Raw genomic sequence first — 16474 nt, 5'->3', positions numbered from 1 at the left:
ATGCTCGTTCGCTATGACCAACCCTCTTCTCGTTGGAGTTCGAGCCTGAGAACAGAATCGGGCAAAAAAAAGCCGGAGCTGGTGACCAGCTCCGGCCTCAGTTCTAGATCCCTTCAACTATTACTCGCTGAAGGTAAAGAGATCCCAGAGATCGCCGAGCGCCGGGCTGTTGACCGGCACATAGGGGTTTCCGGAAGTGACCGGGTCGGGGAAGTTGTCGCGGCTGCGCTTGGTGATCGGGCCGACTGACCAGTTCCGCTCGATGAACTTGTCGATCGAAACGTGGTCGGAATAATCGTGCGAGATATGGCTGGGCTTGGCGTAAGGGGAGACAACGATCAGCGGGATACGGGTACCGTCGCCAAAGAAGTCGACAGGCTGGACATAGCCGGAGTCGTAGTAGCCGCCGCCCTCGTCGAAGGTGATGAAGATCGCGGTGTCTTTCCACAAGGAAGGATTGTCCTTGACGGCATCGACGATCTTCTTGGAGAAGCCTTCGAACAGGTTCAGCTTGGAAGAAGAGGGGTGACCGTCGACCAGGCCGCTGGGCTTGACGATGGAAACGGCCGGAAGGGTTCCGTTGGCGATGTCGCTATAGAGGTTGGCGGTGTCCTGGATATGAGCGGTGCGGACGGCGGCATCGGCCATGATCGAGGTGTCGTATTGGAAGGTGTTGCAGATGTTGCAGTACTCATCGCTCTTCGCGCCGACGGCTCCGTAGTTGAGCTGATACTTGTCACCTACGTAGTTGTTCCACTGGTCGCCATAGTACTTCCAGGAGACGCCATTGGAGATCAGGTTGTCGCCGATGCTTCTGGTCACCGAGGGAGGAATGGTGAAGACGGTGTTGGCCGGGTTGGTATCGGTGTAGGCGTTGCTGCCGTCGCCGAAGTAGCCGGGATTGTAGTTATTCAGCAGGTAATAGTGACCCTCTTGGCACCGTGCATCGATGGCCGGGGTAAGGTGCTTCAGGTAGCTGACGATGGGGGAGACACCTGGCTGCGCGGTATCGGAGCAGTTGCTATAGGAACCGCCACCATAGGAGGCCGAACCAAAGCTGCCGCCACCATAACCATCCTCCGAGTACCAGTTATTGGTACCGGCGGCTGGGTTGGGGTTCTCGACTTCGTCAACAACACCAGCATTGGCCGTGCCTTTAGCGACCAGAGTGTTGTGCGGCGGAGGGATCGCGTGACCCTTGCCGTCGCTGAACCAGATCGCGTCGGCATGGCCGAACATGATGTGGTTGGCGCCAGTGCCGCCATTGACGGACTGGTGAAAGTTGTCGCTCATCGCATAAGTGTCGGCGAGGTACTTGAAGTAAGGAGCGTCGCCCTTCTGGACGTTGTAGAAGCCCAGAGCGGTCGAGCCTTCACCGGTGGTGACGGCGGTGGGCGAATACTCGGTGCTGAAGTTGGCGGGCTGCTTGATGCCGTTGGCGCCGGCGCCCACGGTCGTTTCAACCCAGGAGAAGAGGCGGGAGTTGCAACCGGAAGGATTGTCGGCGGTGGAGTGGGTGACGCTGCAATCAAGCTGCTGCCACATCTGATAGAAGCGGTGCACAGGGCTGGCGGCGTAATCGTTATAGGAGAAGGTGCTGCCGTTGGTCAGCTGGAACGGTCCGGTGGGAAGCGCGTTTACATTCGTGATGCGGGCGTCCGGAGTGTGGCTCTTCTGACCCGTACCGCCGGTCACGAGGAAGCCGTAGTAGCTGGAGGGCAGACCGTTTTCAGACTGGATAGCAGTTTGGAGGCTATCGTTCGGCACGTAGGAATCGGTGGGTCCGCCGACCAGGGGGGCAGGCAGAACATTGCCGGGGAACGACGCATTAGCAGGATTCAGTTCAAAGGCGTCAGGGGCCTTATCCTCTGCCGCTCTCTGATTGGCCTTGGCAAAGTTGGGACCGGGGGTTCCGTCGGCGTTCACAATGCCTTCCGACAGGAGGTTGAAGACCGTTTCGGCCTTCTTGTGTGGCACATAGGTGGCGAATACATGGTCAAAACTGCGATTTTCGCCGATGATTACGATCACGTGCTTGATGGGCGAGGTGGTCTCGGTGTCCCGTGGGGATAGCGGTTCAGCGGCGAACGCGTTGCCGACGGCAAGCTGGAGAACGGCGGCGGATACTAATCCCGCGCGCACAGTCCTCAAGGCAGCGGACGCGTATTGCTTTACAGTCATACTTCCTCCTGAGTTGGGGCATCTAACCTCAACCTGTTGAGGAATATCTTTTCCAAATGAATGACGAGTGTTCGTTTCTTGAACAAGCCGTGAATTTCGTTTGATATGGGGAATATTAATTGGAGGATTGGTTTATCGAGGACCGCCTGATTTTCTCGAACGGGGACGAGGTAAATCCTCGCCCTGATTTCGACTTATCGAAGGGCGAGGATCAGCGGGAACTTTGATCCGAAGCCTGAATGTTTTTGCAAGGTAACGCCTTGCCACACGAACTCTCAGCGTTCTGCTCCCAGGGACGCGGGGCCGGATCCACGCGGATCGACCCCATCATGCCCTTGTCTTCATGCTCGAGAAGGTGGCAATGATAGACGAAGGTTCCCACAATATTCGGGTCGCGAAAGTCCATGCGCAACCGTACGCTCGGGTAGGCAAGCGAATGCCCGTCGTAATAGGGCACATTCACGGTGTCGCGAACAAAGTTCTCATTGACTTGCCTGCCCATGTAGTCGAGGAGCAGGAAGTGGAGTTGATGAATGTGAAAGGCATGCAATTCCTGCGAACGGTTTTCGATGATCCAGTCCTCAACAGTTCCCTGCTGGGCGACGATGTTCGGAACATCCGAGCTCATGTCGAACATCTTGGGTTCCTGCCCATCCATGGTGAGGTAAAATTCGACGGCGCTGGTCGGATCGTTCGGATCGATCAACTTTTCAGAAAAATAGAGGCGACGCACTCGCACCGGCGCAACAGTACCAATCCATGCCTGAGAGGGAGCTGGGAGAATCTCCGGAGAACTTGCCAGCCTCGAGCGGGGCTCGGGGGCATCCGCTGAAGTCACGATCTTTGCCAGCGCCCGATTCGGATCATTTTCCCCACCCGGACCGGTGTCGACGGTGCGTGTAACCAGCAAACCGGTCTCCCCATCGGCCGGGCCGGACACGATAAACTCCACTCGCGCACCCGGCGGCAGGCCGATATGGGTCTGCCAATTCACAGCTTCTCCAAGCGGGTCACCATGACTCATCGGTACGCCGTCCATGGCCACGAGTCCTAGTTGTTGAGGGGCACGGTTCACCAGGACCGCCAGATTAAGGTAGGTGATGGCCGAGGCATTCAGCACCCGCCATAGTTGACGCTCGCCCGGCTTCATCTCGATCACCGCCGGCGTGTAATCGGGATAAGGCACGGGAACGTAGTTGATCGACAAGTCTTTGGCCGGTTTGCCGAAGCCGGTACCATTATTCGCGGCGTCTCCATCGCGGTCGATCATGAACTTCGGCACAACCGGCTCGGATTTGGCCGGGGAGGCGTTGGGATTGACGAGGTCCTGGTCGCGAATGATAAAGACCCGCTCCGGCAGTCCCACCACCACCTTTTTGGCGCGTTCGGCGCCCTCGACGATCAGGGCGCCGGAGGCTCCGCCGAGAAGCTGCTGTTTGGCGAAGCCGTGAATATGGGGGTGATACCAGTAGAGGCCCGGAGGCTCATCGTCCGGAATGCGAAAACGGTATTCGAAGGGAGCATCGCCGGGCTGCACCGAAGTCTTCATGACATCGTCCTGATGGCAAACCGGAGGGATCGTCAATCCATGAAAATGCAGGTTTGTCGACACCGGACTCATCATGCCGCTGGTGCATGGATTCTCCGAGGTTTGAGATGGCATATGAGCATGAGCATGATCTGAAGCTTTACCGGGACCAGCTTTGTCTGGGCTAGTTTTGTCGGGGCTAGTTTTGTCGGGGCCAGTTCTATCCGGACTTAAATCGGTCAGCGCATTCTTCAGATGAAGGACCACCAAGTCGCCAGGATTCACGCGTAGATTGGGTGACTCACGCCCTTCAGCATCGGTGAAGCAGTAGAGCACGGAGCCATCTGCCTCCGCAACGTCACTCGCGATGAGATCTGCCTCAAGCACGCCTTTACGACTCCGCAGGTCCTCCGGCTCCTGGACGATGCTGCCCACTGAAGGCCGTGGGCAAACACCCTTAGCCGAAGCCTGGGCCCGTAATGAGGAGGAGAAGAGAAGGCACAGACCCGCAACTACAATCGAAGACACATTCGGCATTGGAGGGCGCGCAAAGCAAGACTGAGGCAATATCAACTCTGGAAGAGGGTTGAACCCGCTTCCCTTTAGTCTTCGCCAGACTGGTTAATATCGGGTAAACCCGGGGATCAAATTTACACAATTGAAGATAAGGGCATATTTCATTCGGATCTCGGGGCCTACATGCGGAGTTCGATCCGGCGGAAGGGCTTTGGCTATCCTCCATTGAGTGCATCACACTGGCGAGAGGCCACATGCCAATCCCGCTGCTCAGGTAGTTGATACCCTTGCACTACTCCCGCCGCCGAAAACGTATTGTGCTGCGACTGTTTTAGCGAGCCGGAAATGAGGCCCCTTGGCGCTCTCAGCGTGGCTGTGCAACACTAAAAGCTGCAGAATTCCTGTCTGGCGGAATCCTTTAGCCTCAGTCATGCTGAATGAATCCCACCAGGCTGAAACGTCGGCTCTTTCCGCACCTCAAGTTGCCGGCTTATAGCTCAACTGGTTAGAGCAGCGGACTCATAACCCCTGCTCTTAATTGCTGTTGAGTGCGCGGGGTGCCGTCAGATTCGGTTTGGGTTATCTCTGCTCGCGAAGAGATTTGTAGGGCCTATAGCTCAATGGTTAGAGCAGAGCACTCATAATGCTTTGGTTCCAGGTTCGAGTCCTGGTGGGCCCACCACTTCTTAGACTTCACCGCTCCCCACGAACAGACTCGACGTTTTATCGCCCGGCGCTTACTTGCTTTTCGCTAGCGCCAACCGGGATCCGCGAATGGCCTCCAATTGGTCGGTGGCGTTCCCTCGGTCTTGAACGACTCTGCTTGTGCACGCTCATGAGATAGTCGCCCCCTTGAGAAGCGCTTTGCTCCGGGCGTTCCAAAGCCGCATCTCGTGGTGGTCGGGATCTCGCGGCGTTCCATTGCTTCAATCCTCAACAAAAGAGACTACCAGCCTTCTCCAGTTAGGCTGGCTGCCTGGAGCTCGCGACCGTAATGCTGTTTGAGGTTGGCTGGAGTCAGCAAAAGGTGTTTGATGAAAACCGCGCGAGGGGCCGGATTCCGCTGGCTGAGTAACTCGACGACAAGGCGTATGAGTTGTTCACCGTATCGCTCGGGAAAATAGGCGACTGACCCAATCAGGCGAGAGCTGGCGTGATGCATCTCGAGACGAGCCTCAATCGAGCCGTTTTGACCGACGATCGCACAATTATGAAGACGTCCTGCGTCTTTGAAAGCCTCCAGCGCTCCGATCGCGCTCGGATCATTGATCGCACTGACCAGGATTCTGCTTGCAGTGGAGGTCTTGAGATAGGATTTCACCGCATCGTGGCTCATGTCGCGGCGCCAGTCCCCATCGATCATTGTGATCCGAGCATTTGCTGAGTCTGGCAGGACCTGGTGAATGCCGAGAAGACTTCCTGTCAGTCTCGCCTGAGGGAGCGCGCCGGCCCGAGTAGCGCCGATCAACAGAATCTCGTCGGTTTGTCCGTTGAAATTTTGTTCGGCCCAGCGGGCAAGGTAGCGGCCGGCAACAAGCCCGGCCTGACAATTATCAACCCCAAAATAAATCGCGTTGGGATGAGGAATCTCGACAGCAATGAGCGGCACGGTGCGGCGATTCCCACGGGCTGAAATCACGGACGCGACCTGCCCGTATGCGTGAAATTCGATGGCAAGATCGATCTTTTCCGCCAGCAGTCTTTTCGCGTTCGCCAACGCGATCTCGGGACTGTTGTGGCTGTCGAGCGCGATAAGGTCGATGCCAGCTTGGGCGGCACTCTCCACAAGCCCTCGCGAGACTGCCCGGTAAAAGGAGTCCGCACTCGTCTCGGCTATATAGCCAATTCTGTAGTTTTGCCCTTGCATTAGACCACCTGCGAGCCGGTATCTGCGAGCGTCATCTTTTACGACGATGCCGTTTGCCTGCAGGGTAGCAAGCAACCGGAAGACGGTTGGCCTGCTCAGGCCGACCATCTCGGAAAGCTCAAACAAAGGCAAGTTCTGCTGGCCCTGAAGAATGCGCAAAATGCGGCAGGCGCGGGCCACGGCTTCGATCTGATACGGAACATCCTCTTTTTGCTTTTCATCGGCGATCGAAGGGCGCTTCACAATAGCACAATTTCATCTATCGAAATCGCTTGTCAATCTATTTGGGTTCGTCGTTAAGGTGCACACACAAGTTCCCTTCACGGACAGGCTCTACTACCTGCGGTCTTCCCTCCGATTCCATTACGCGAAACTATTCATCATTTGGATGGGCGACTAGTTGACGATGGAGCGGCGCAGCAACTAGTGTTTCCAGTGCAACATAGTTTGCTGATTGAAATGTCTTCGGTCAAGGGGGACTGTCGCCAATCTGTTGCGGCAATAAGGAATCATGTTTCCCTACTTTTGTTCACGCAAAGAAGCGGGCGGCCGGCGGCGGTCCTTGAGGGATGTCGTCTCTTGCCGAAATCCTTGCAGCTAGAAGCCAGGAGATTTCAGACGTGGCTCCTTGTCGGTTTGCAGCCTGCTTGATGGCTCTGGTACGGCTTTGTTCCCTTTTACAGGCTTACAAGAAGAAATTTCGAAGAACCACCACCCAGATTTGAGAGGCAGCGATATGTCAACAAACATTGCAGGCTGGCTGGTTAGAAGGCTTGCCGGTCTCCGTCCTGCTACGTCAGTGCTCTTCAGCGTTCTCGCGCTTGTCGCCGTAGAAGGGTTGCTGATGGAGCAGGGATTTGCGCAGACAGATCTGGGCGGCATTACCGGAACCGTCCAGGACAACACCGGCGCCGCGATTCCCAATTGCGAAGTGCAGATCAAGAACCTGAATACCTCAGCGGTCCGCACAGTCAAGACCGATCAAAATGGTTTCTATACGGTTCCGTCGCTCACCGTCGGCCCCTATCAGATCACCGCAACCGTCACCGGTTTTCAGCGCGCTGCCAAATCGATTGAATTAACCACGAGCGGCGCCAACGGAGATATTCAACTGACAGTCGGCAGCGTACAGCAACAGGTAATGATCACGGAGTCTTCCGGATCAATTGCGCTGCAGACCGACAGCCATGATGTTGCCACGACAGTTTCGCCTGCCCAACTGGTAAATCTGCCCAACAATGGCCGTAGCATTCTAAACATTGCCACTCTGGGGCCTGCTTCGCAGCCGGGTACTGATGTCGGCGTGGACGTGGGAGACGAAGGCTTTTACAACCAGACTTCGGCATCGGTCATCATCTCCGGCCTTGGCAACGCTCACGCGGCGTTTCTGCAGGATGGCGTCGCCAATACCAACCTGCTTACGCAGACGGCAAACATCTTGGCCTCGGTGGAGGCTACGCAAGAGGTGACTACGCTGTTGAACGGCGCCCCGGCGCGATTCAGCCAGCCGTCGGTCATCGATGTGATCACCAAAGGAGGCTCGAACAGCTTCCACGGCACCGCTTACGACTTTCTTCAAAATGACGACTTCGATGCCACCAACTGGTTCGCGACCAGCAAGCCTGCGAAGCGCTATAACCAGTTCGGGGGTAATGTGGGCGGCCCGATTTTGAAGAACAAGGTTTTCGCGTTCTTCGATTACTCCGGATTGAGAAGCAGGACTGCTTCGGTGAACCGGGACCGCGTACCGACCCTCGCCGAGCGCGCGGGAGACTTTTCCGCAGACAACGTCACTCTGTACGATCCCTCCACTTACAATCCCGCTACTGGAACTGATCTGCCGTTCCCAAACAATGCGCTGCCTGCCCTCAGTCCCTTTGCTCAACTGTGGCTGGCCAACTATCCCGCGCCAAATAGACCTCTTGGCGCTGACAACGTCAACTACGTAGTGAATCTGCCGAATATCAGTAACTACGACGAATATCTTGGCCGGATCGACTACAACATCTCCGGCAACGACCAACTCTTCGGTACAGTGTCCAGGCTGCAAAACAATGTCGGCAGCAACAGCATCACACCCGGGCTCTTCGGCATCTTCAACGCGCTGAAAGGGACGAACATCTCCATCGCCGAGACCCATGTCTTCAATTCAAACATAGTCAATGTGATCAAAGCCGGTTATAACCGGAGCAATCTCTTCCGTACGCAGCAGGGTCAAGGAGTAGTCGACTACGCAGCCAAATACGGGCTCGTGAACGTGAATCCCGAGCCGCAGCAATACACGCCGCCACAGATCAACCTGAACAACTACACCTCGCTGGGCGACCCGTACTCGCCGCAAGGCGCAATCCAGAACCGCTTTCAATACGGAGACGAGGTGACCTGGAAGATCGGAAGGCATACCGTGACTTTCGGCGGAGAGTTTGTCCGGACGCAGTTCGACGGCAACTGGGTGGTTGGCAACAACGGAATTTACAACTTCGACGGCAGTGCGACCTCGGCATACGTCGGCGGGGTGCGCAGCGCGACCGATCAGGGCAATGCCCTGGCCGACCTGGAGTTGGGCTTTCCGCGGACTGCCAACGCAGCGACGGGCATCTCTCTTGGCGCTTTTCGAGGATACGACTTCGCCGGGTACGTGCAGGACGATCTGAAATTAACGCCGAAGCTCACCCTGATCCTGGGATTGCGGTACGACTTCAACAATCCGCCAAGTGACAAGAACGGGCACGGCGGTCTCTTCAATGTTCCGCTCAATGCGGTCATCCCTGGCACCTGGAACACCAATTACAACGATTGGGGGCCAAGGGTAGGTTTTGCTTACTCGGTCTCCCCGAAGACGGTGCTTCGTGGAGGATACGGGATGTACTACGCCCCCATTCTTTACAACAACCTGCAATTTGAGTTGCTCTACTCGCCGAACTTCGTCAATCAGTCGTATAGCTTCGACGTCGCCGCCCCGGGGGATATTCAGCAACTGTTCGCGTCCGGCGGATTGACCGCCGGTCAGCAGAATTACACGCTGACCAAGACGCTCAAAGACACATCCGTACAAGAGTGGACCTTGAACATTGAGCAATCGTTGGATTCGAAGACGCTCTTCACCCTGGGTTATATCGGAAACACGACTCGCCACCAGTCCGCGCGCGCCGATCTCAACCAGCCCCTCGGACTATCGCCCGGAAATACCAGCGGCATTCTAGATCTAAGGCCCAACCCCGCGGTCGGTACGACCGACGGACAGCTCAACATACTGCCGGCAAACTACAACGGTCTCATCACAAAGGTGGAGCGTTCTTTCGACAACGGATTTCAGTTTCTGGCCAGCTATACCTTTTCGAAGGCGATGGATATTCTGGATGGCGATAACTCGGATATCCAGGATTTGTACAACCCTCACTTGACGTATGGACCCGCGGGTTTCGACCGGACCAACAATTTCATCTTGAGCGCGGTGTACCAGTTGCCGTTCGGCCCGGGCAAGAAGTTTCTTAACTCCGGTTCCTTTATCGATCGCGAGGTTTTTGGAGGATGGCAGTTGTCTGGGATTCAGCAGTCTGCCACCGGCCAGCCGATCCAGATCACGGCTAACAACAACGCGGACACCAGTTCAGTGCACAGCGTTTTTGCAGACAAGATTTGCGCGGGGACATTACCCTCGGGGCACCCGAGGCTCCAGTTCTACGATCCGGCCTGTTATGTGCAGCCGGCTACCGGGCAGTACGGCACAGCCAGAAGCGGTCCCCGCCAGCCCGGGCTAAACACGACGGATTTGAGTCTGCAGAAGGCTTTCGCTATCACCGAGTCGCATCAACTACAATTCCGGGCCGAGGCATTCAGCGTCTTCAATCATCCCACTTCGGATCAGGAAGCTATGCCGTAAACAATCCGGGGTCCGGCCTGCTCACCTTCGAATCGGCCGGGCAGCGGGTGCTCCAAGTCGCCCTGCGGTATTCGTTCTAACCGTGGGCCGTCATGGCAATACGAACGTTTGAAGAGGATAACCATGGCGGCCGCGCTTCATTTCACCAGACGAGTAGTAGCCAACAGGGAGCAGCATCGATGAGTGTGACACGTCGTACTTTTCTGATCGGCAGCGCGTGCGGCACGGGACTTGCGTTCACTGCAGGTTTACGGCCGTCGACCTGGGTCTTTGCCGACACCGCATCTGCGCAACTGGCCCCATACCTGACGGGCATGAGGATGGCGGCGACTCCGGCGACAGCTTACCGCGCCTACCGCTCCAAGGTCGTGCAGACGCCCGCTATCACGACCTGGGTGCAGATCGATTTGACCAAGTCCGTGGCGATCGAAGCAATTCAGCTCTTTCCTGCCTCGGAAAAGATGTTCCCAGGCCGCGATCAGTATTACGGCGGCGAAGGCTTTCCACTGTGCTTTCGACTTGAGGCAGCCGAAGATGAAGGGTTCAGTCATCCCCAGATCATTGCCGATTTCAGCCAGGCAGACTTCCCCGATCCCAAGGACAACATCACCCAATATCCAGCAAGAGCGGTGCAGGCGCGCTATGTCCGCCTGACCGCGACAAAGCTGCGTCCGGTCATGATTCCTCCCGCCAAAGAGTTTGCCCCGTTAGGCGCTAAGCCAGTGGAGAGCAAGGACTACAGCCTTGTCATCGCCAAGATCGGAGTGCTATCGGGTGGACACGACATTGCGGTTGGCTGCAACGCCACCGCTGACCCTGTGTACGGAAATACGCCGGAAGAGTTGAAGCAACTGACCCGCGCGCCCCGGCAGGACGGCGAGGGTATTCGCATGGACAATCCCCACCGGGTTACCGACGCTTCGACGTGGAAGCGGCCTCAACCGATGGCTGCGGCGCCGCGGGGCGGTGTGACGCTCGAAGGCGGTGTGTTGCAGACTGCGATGGAGAACAATATTCAATACCTCTTGAACTCCTTCACTGTGGCTGACCTGCTGCGGCAGTTTTATGAAAGGACCGGAAAGGTAAAGGATTTCAAACCGACAGGCTCCCAGATCTTTTGGGAAGAAGACCTCGCCGGTTCGAACGCCGGGCGCTTCCTCATGGGCGCAGGCAATACCGTCCGGTGGATTGATGACCCTGAGTTGCGGAGGCGGCTGAATCAGGTGGTGGATGGCATTGAAGAATGCCGTCAGCCGAACGGGTACATCATGGCCTATCCCGAAGATACGATCTCCTACTCGGAGCGGGCCGCCTACACCCGCGCGTGGCTCACCCATGGGCTATTGGAGGCGGCTTATGCGGGCAATCCGAAGCCGCTTCCCATGTTGCGCGGGTACTACGACTGGTTCAATGATCAGCCGTTCCTCCCCGATATGCTGCGCGGAGCAATTCAAGGCGGACAGGGAATGATCGCCAACACGCGCGTGAGCCTGAGCCCGGTAGGAAAGCCGGCCGATGTGCAAGTGATCCAGCGTTATTATCAGGAAGATGGATGGCTCACCGGCCTGGCCGCGCGGGAGGAAGATCAGGTATGGCAGTATCCATACGATCGCCCGCACTGCTATCTGCTGACCAATCTTGAGGCTTATCTCGATCTCTACCTCGCCACCGGCGATGAACGTTACCACGACGCCGTACTTGGAGCCTGGGAGTTATACCGCGCTCACTGGCAGCAGGCCGGAGGCAGTATCTCCATCATTGAGTTCCAGAAGGATCCGCCGGATAGCAACTATCTTCACCAGGAACTCGGCGAGTTATGCGGAAGCTCTTTCTGGGTCTTTTTAAGCCAGCGTTTTCAGATGCTCCATCCGGATGACGAACGCTTTGCGGCGGAGATCGAGAAATCCATTTACAACGTGGGGATGGCCAACCAGGACGGCAGCGCCGGTCTTCGCTACCACACCATCTTACAGGGCAAGAAGGAAAAATCTACGCACGAGAATACCTGCTGCGAAGGCCAGGGCACGAGACTGCTTGGGTCGCTCCCCGAACATATCTACTCCATTGCTCCGGACGGCATTTACGTCCACATGTATGAACCGTCCACGGTCCGCTGGGAACAAAACGGACAATCACTTTCGCTGGCAATGAAGACACGGTTCCCCTATGAAACCGGGGTGAAGGCAACGGTGAGTGCCGAAACAGCGACGCAGGCGAAGATCCGTATCAGGGTGCCGTCATGGGCGAGCAGCCCAATGGCCATTGCGGTGAACGGCGAGAACGCTGGAACCGGCAAGCCCGGCTCCTATGTAGTGCTCGATCGCAATTGGGCCACTGGAGACACTATTGAATTTACCCTGCCGGCGTCCATCCGTGTGAAACCATACCGTGGAGCCGACCAGATCGCGGGCGAGACGAGGTATTCGGTTGAATACGGCCCCATTCTTCTCGCCGCTGTCGGCGCTCCCACGGCCCGGCTAAAGGTAGGAAAAGGGAATGGGCCGGAGTCTCTCAAAGATCATCTGCAGGCGGACGCCCAGTCGCCTTTGCATTTCACGGTGCGTGGTAACCCTGGGGAGAAGTTCATGCCTTACTGGCAGATTTCTTCCGAGGAGTTCACCTGTTATCCGTCAATCTCTGAGGAGGCCTGAGAAATCATCACCACTGAGAACCTGACATAGAGTGCTAAGTCTTAACTTCAGGCCTTGCCTGTTCGATAAGGAATACATTGATCGTCAGTATTAACCCTATCGCTTATACCGCCCAATATCCTTCCTATTGGTGCAGTGCATATCATCTATATTTTCTATCCCCCCTGCGAATCAACTATGAGTACCGGGGAGTGGCCTTAATCCGCTCCAGATGATTGAGCAATTTGATCGAAGCCAAACCGCTCCGCGATTGATCCTGACGTGCGCCTAAGTTCCTCCTAAACACACGGAGGCTTGCCAACTGTCTTGCTGTATTACTCAGACAAGCTGCTGAGCATGGCAAATGTACCCGGAAAAGTAGTGATACTCATACCTCACAAACGTTGTATTTGCCGCCAGTTTACTACTTGCGTTGATGCATTTTGCTATTAATTACCAGCCTTGGCCAAATCGTCCTATCCCCCGCTCGGCGGACATAAAGTGACGCTATAGGTAGCGAGGCCCTGGCCCTGCTTCCTCACTTTAAGAACTCTGCTGTGTGCGGCTAACCACACTTTAGTAACTTGTAGATGGTTGATGGCCTCCTGATTTCCACCGCGGAGCGTCTTGCGCATGCAACAAACCTATGTGCGTGGTTAACCATAGGGACTGGTTGCACACCAAACAGGAGTGGAAAGACGATCGATGGAAAGCATGGAATGCCAGGCAAATTACCTGAAGAGATCGTCTAACATGAAAAGGCAGGGATACATTCCGGAAGCTCCTGGCACCAGGATTACTCCACTCGAACAGCGTTGGCGCCCATGATCGCCATTCAACTCCTGGCCGGAGTATCGAATCACTGGGTTCGCGCGAAGATAACGGGCTCGGCTCCCCGTGACGCCGCCTGGATTGGCACATTTACACTTGTAGTGATTGGGTTGGTCGCCCTCAAATCGATCGCTAATCGGCGTTATCAGACCGACCGCGATCTGCTGGAAGCTTTCCTTGAACATATTCCGGACAACGTATTCTTCAAGGACCGCAACAGCCGATTCATAAGAATCAGCCGGGCAATGGCAGATTACTGCGGATTGGCCCATCCGTCGCAGGCCGTGAACAAGACCGACTCCGACATTTTCAGCTCCGAACATGCTGCGCGGGCACTTGCAGACGAGCAAGAAATTATCCTTACCGGCGAGCCCGTCATCGGCGTCGAGGAGAAGGAGACTTGGCCCGACGGTCATGAGAGCTGGGTCCTCACCACCAAGGTCCCGCTGAAAGATCGGCGCGGCCAGATCATCGGCACAATGGGGATAGCCCACAACATCACGGACCGAAAGCTGGCGGAAGCAAAGATCCACCATATGGCCCTGCACGATGCACTGACTGGACTTCCCAATCGCATTCTCCTGGAGGATCGCCTCACGCAGGCAACGGTCCAAGCTGCACGCGATCAGACGCGACTCTCGGTGCTGATGCTTGATCTGGATCGCTTCAAGAACGTTAACGACAGTTTTGGTCACCGAGTTGGCGATCGCCTGCTCGAGGCAGTATCAAAGCGCCTCAGAGCCTGTCTGCGCGACAGCGACATCGTAGCACGGTTAGGCGGAGATGAATTCATTATCGCCGCACCCATGTCTAGCGATGATAAAGGCGGGGAACGCGTCGCGCAGAAGATACTGGCCGCTTTGATTGAACCGTTCCAGATCGAAGGCCGCGACCTGCGCATCAGTGGGAGCGTCGGTATTTGCGCATACCCGACCGATGGCGAAAATCCCCAGGCTCTGCTTCGGTCCGCGGACGCCGCCATGTATGAGGCAAAGAAGCTGGGCCGCGGCGCGTATCGCTCCTTTGCGAGCGACCTCACTGACACGGCTCGGACTCGGCGGAATCTCGAGAACGACCTTCTCCAGGCGTGCGCTAGGGGCGAGTTTGTACTCTACTATCAGCCCTTGGTATCAACCGTCAGAGGCGTTATAACCGGGGTCGAGGCGTTGCTGCGTTGGGATCACCCAATCTATGGTTTGACTCCTCCCGGCCAATTTATTCCGCAACTTGAGGAAATGGGATTGATGGTCGAGGTGGGAAAGTGGGTCTTACGAACGGCATGTATGCAGAACGTGATGTGGCAAAAGGAGAGGCTCTCACCCGTTAGAGTGGCAGTCAACGTTTCTGCGCAACAATTTTATGGGGGCGACATCGTCGATGCGGTAGATCAAGTCTTGCGTGAGACTGAATTGGACGCCAAGTACTTGGAGCTTGAGCTAACAGAAACCCTGACCCTGGACGCCTCGGAAAATACGGTCGCGATTATGCAAGACCTGAAGAGTCTTGGGGTCAGCCTCTCGTTGGATGATTTCGGCACGGGATGGTCGTCCTTGTCTTATTTGAGCCGGTTCCCACTCGATCGACTAAAAATTGATCGGTCCTTCATGCGCGACATTGCGTCGCGACCGGCTGCTCGCGCTGTTGTTGGAGGCATCATAAATCTAGGTAGGAGTCTTCATCTCGACTGCATCGGTGAGGGCGTCGAAACGCGTCAGCAACTCGACTACCTCCGAGAGCAACAGTGCTCAGAAGTCCAGGGATTTCTCTATAGCCCTCCTCTGCCCGTAGCGGATTGCAGCACGTTGCTGCGTTTCGGGTTACCTGGATTCATTGATGAACCAAACGCCTATTTAGAAGAACCAGCCGGTTCAAATCAGTAAGGCGTCAGTAAGGCGACCTGGCACGGATTCAGCCTCAAGCCCTCCATTGGTAGTCTTCTCTGAAATCGATGTCCCCGGCCGAGTGGCGAACGCTCTTCTAAAGCGCCATTCTCTAGGTGCTTGTGTGACTGGAGTGCGGCGTCGACAAGTGCCGTGTTCGCTTGCACTCAGGATCGCGGGAATGCAGCCGCGGTCGTCAGAAAAATGATGTTCATAGTACACCTTTGCTCCTCTTCCGTTGACTTGGGGGACTAGTGCGAAACGCACTTCGAGTGGCGTTGATTACGATGTTCGTTTTCCCTGCATCCGCAGCCACACGCGGGACGGTTCAAGGGTTGCGCGAAATAATGTCGCTCGAAAGTGCAAAGAAGACGGCCGACGCTGATGTGGCTCAGAAGCTTGCTTCAATTGATCTAACTGAGCGGTTAACCCAAAGTGTACTCACCTCCCTGACCAAGGAGTTCAAGCCCGGGCCACAAACCTTGGAGGAGTTGGAACTGCTGTAAGACACGTCGACCTTTTTGGATCCACCAGCATCCCAAACAGTTTCAAGATCGGCGCCTTCGATCTCAGATCAACAGATGATGCTGAATCAGGCAGTCCAGTTTGTCGCTGTGACGCTTCGACAACTGCCGGACTTCCTGGCGACGCGTCAGACGCAAAGCTTCGATGACAGTCCGTCGGTTGTAACCCACAGCGGCCGGTCCCCGGCAGGTCAGCTCCACTCGGGCGGAATATTCCGCCTGACCATCACTTATCAAAAGGGCCGGGAAGTTATTAGCGATGAGCCGGAAGAACGCATTAAGAGCACTGCGAAAGGCCCACGAGGGCTCGCATTTCGCGGTCAATTGTTGTTGCGTTCGGAGCACCGAAGACGCCGCCGGCTACACCCCGGGTGCAGAGCAAGATTCAAATGCCTATCACGGGACCCCAGCGTACCACGGTCTGTTGTACTTGGATCCTGCGAATGGAGCGATCCTACGAATCACCGTGCAATCGGATCTCCCGGCATCCGCGCCCATCTCGCGTTCAGTGTAATTCCTGAAAATCGGGTTATTGGAACTTCAGATCGAAAGACCCTCCGTGTCGCAAAGGGTAAGTTTTGACCCACGACTTCCCTTTCCTGTTTTCAACAATTTGTGCGGGTCAAAAGTCGGG

6 protein-coding genes and 1 tRNA gene are annotated in these 16474 nt (G+C 56.1%); 4 read left to right on the top strand and 3 right to left on the bottom strand.

Going from position 1 to position 16474, the window contains the following annotated elements; translation table 11 throughout:
• Positions 1-120 precede the first annotated feature (120 nt).
• Both ACPOL_RS16070 and ACPOL_RS16065 read right to left on the bottom strand, forming a co-directional pair.
• On the bottom strand, positions 121-2181 hold the full coding sequence (locus ACPOL_RS16070) for an alkaline phosphatase family protein (RefSeq protein ID WP_114207948.1): 2061 nt from the start codon (positions 2179-2181) through the stop codon (positions 121-123).
• A gap of 211 nt (positions 2182-2392) precedes the next feature.
• Positions 2393-4096, bottom strand: a complete 1704-nt coding sequence (locus tag ACPOL_RS16065) for a multicopper oxidase family protein (protein WP_236656829.1) — start codon at positions 4094-4096, stop codon at positions 2393-2395.
• 735 nt (positions 4097-4831) lie between these two features.
• On the opposite strand from ACPOL_RS16065, the gene ACPOL_RS16060 reads away from it, so the two are divergent.
• Positions 4832-4907: transfer RNA gene (locus ACPOL_RS16060), tRNA-Ile, on the top strand.
• A gap of 264 nt (positions 4908-5171) precedes the next feature.
• Here ACPOL_RS16060 and ACPOL_RS16055 read toward each other — a convergent pair.
• A complete protein-coding gene (locus ACPOL_RS16055; RefSeq protein WP_114207946.1) occupies positions 5172-6335 on the bottom strand; it encodes a substrate-binding domain-containing protein in 1164 nt (387 codons plus the stop codon).
• Between the two features lie 493 nt (positions 6336-6828).
• Between ACPOL_RS16055 and ACPOL_RS16050 the strand changes: the two genes are divergently transcribed.
• The 3 genes from ACPOL_RS16050 to ACPOL_RS16040 all read left to right on the top strand — a co-directional run bounded on the left by ACPOL_RS16050 (position 6829) and on the right by ACPOL_RS16040 (position 15316).
• On the top strand, positions 6829-9975 hold the full coding sequence (locus ACPOL_RS16050) for a TonB-dependent receptor domain-containing protein (RefSeq protein ID WP_114207945.1): 3147 nt from the start codon (positions 6829-6831) through the stop codon (positions 9973-9975).
• A gap of 179 nt (positions 9976-10154) precedes the next feature.
• Positions 10155-12626 (top strand): beta-L-arabinofuranosidase domain-containing protein, encoded by a 2472-nt coding sequence (locus ACPOL_RS16045; protein ID WP_161557394.1) that lies wholly within the window; start codon positions 10155-10157, stop codon positions 12624-12626.
• A gap of 803 nt (positions 12627-13429) precedes the next feature.
• Positions 13430-15316 carry a putative bifunctional diguanylate cyclase/phosphodiesterase gene (locus ACPOL_RS16040; RefSeq protein ID WP_150133032.1) on the top strand — a complete coding sequence of 629 codons (1887 nt, stop codon included), beginning with the start codon at positions 13430-13432 and terminating at the stop codon, positions 15314-15316.
• Positions 15317-16474 lie beyond the last annotated feature (1158 nt).

Source organism: Acidisarcina polymorpha (assembly GCF_003330725.1).
GTDB lineage: Bacteria > Acidobacteriota > Terriglobia > Terriglobales > Acidobacteriaceae > Acidisarcina > Acidisarcina polymorpha.
Note: the sequence above shows the minus strand (reverse complement) of the source record. Positions and strands in the feature narration are given on the sequence as shown.

Coding starts and splice junctions, on each gene's coding strand:
- ACPOL_RS16070 (WP_114207948.1), bottom strand. CDS start 2,181: ATGACTGTAAAGCAATACGCGTCCGCTGCCTTGAGGACTGTGCGCGCG.
- ACPOL_RS16050 (WP_114207945.1), top strand. CDS start 6,829: ATGTCAACAAACATTGCAGGCTGGCTGGTTAGAAGGCTTGCCGGTCTC.
- ACPOL_RS16045 (WP_161557394.1), top strand. CDS start 10,155: ATGAGTGTGACACGTCGTACTTTTCTGATCGGCAGCGCGTGCGGCACG.
- ACPOL_RS16040 (WP_150133032.1), top strand. CDS start 13,430: ATGATCGCCATTCAACTCCTGGCCGGAGTATCGAATCACTGGGTTCGC.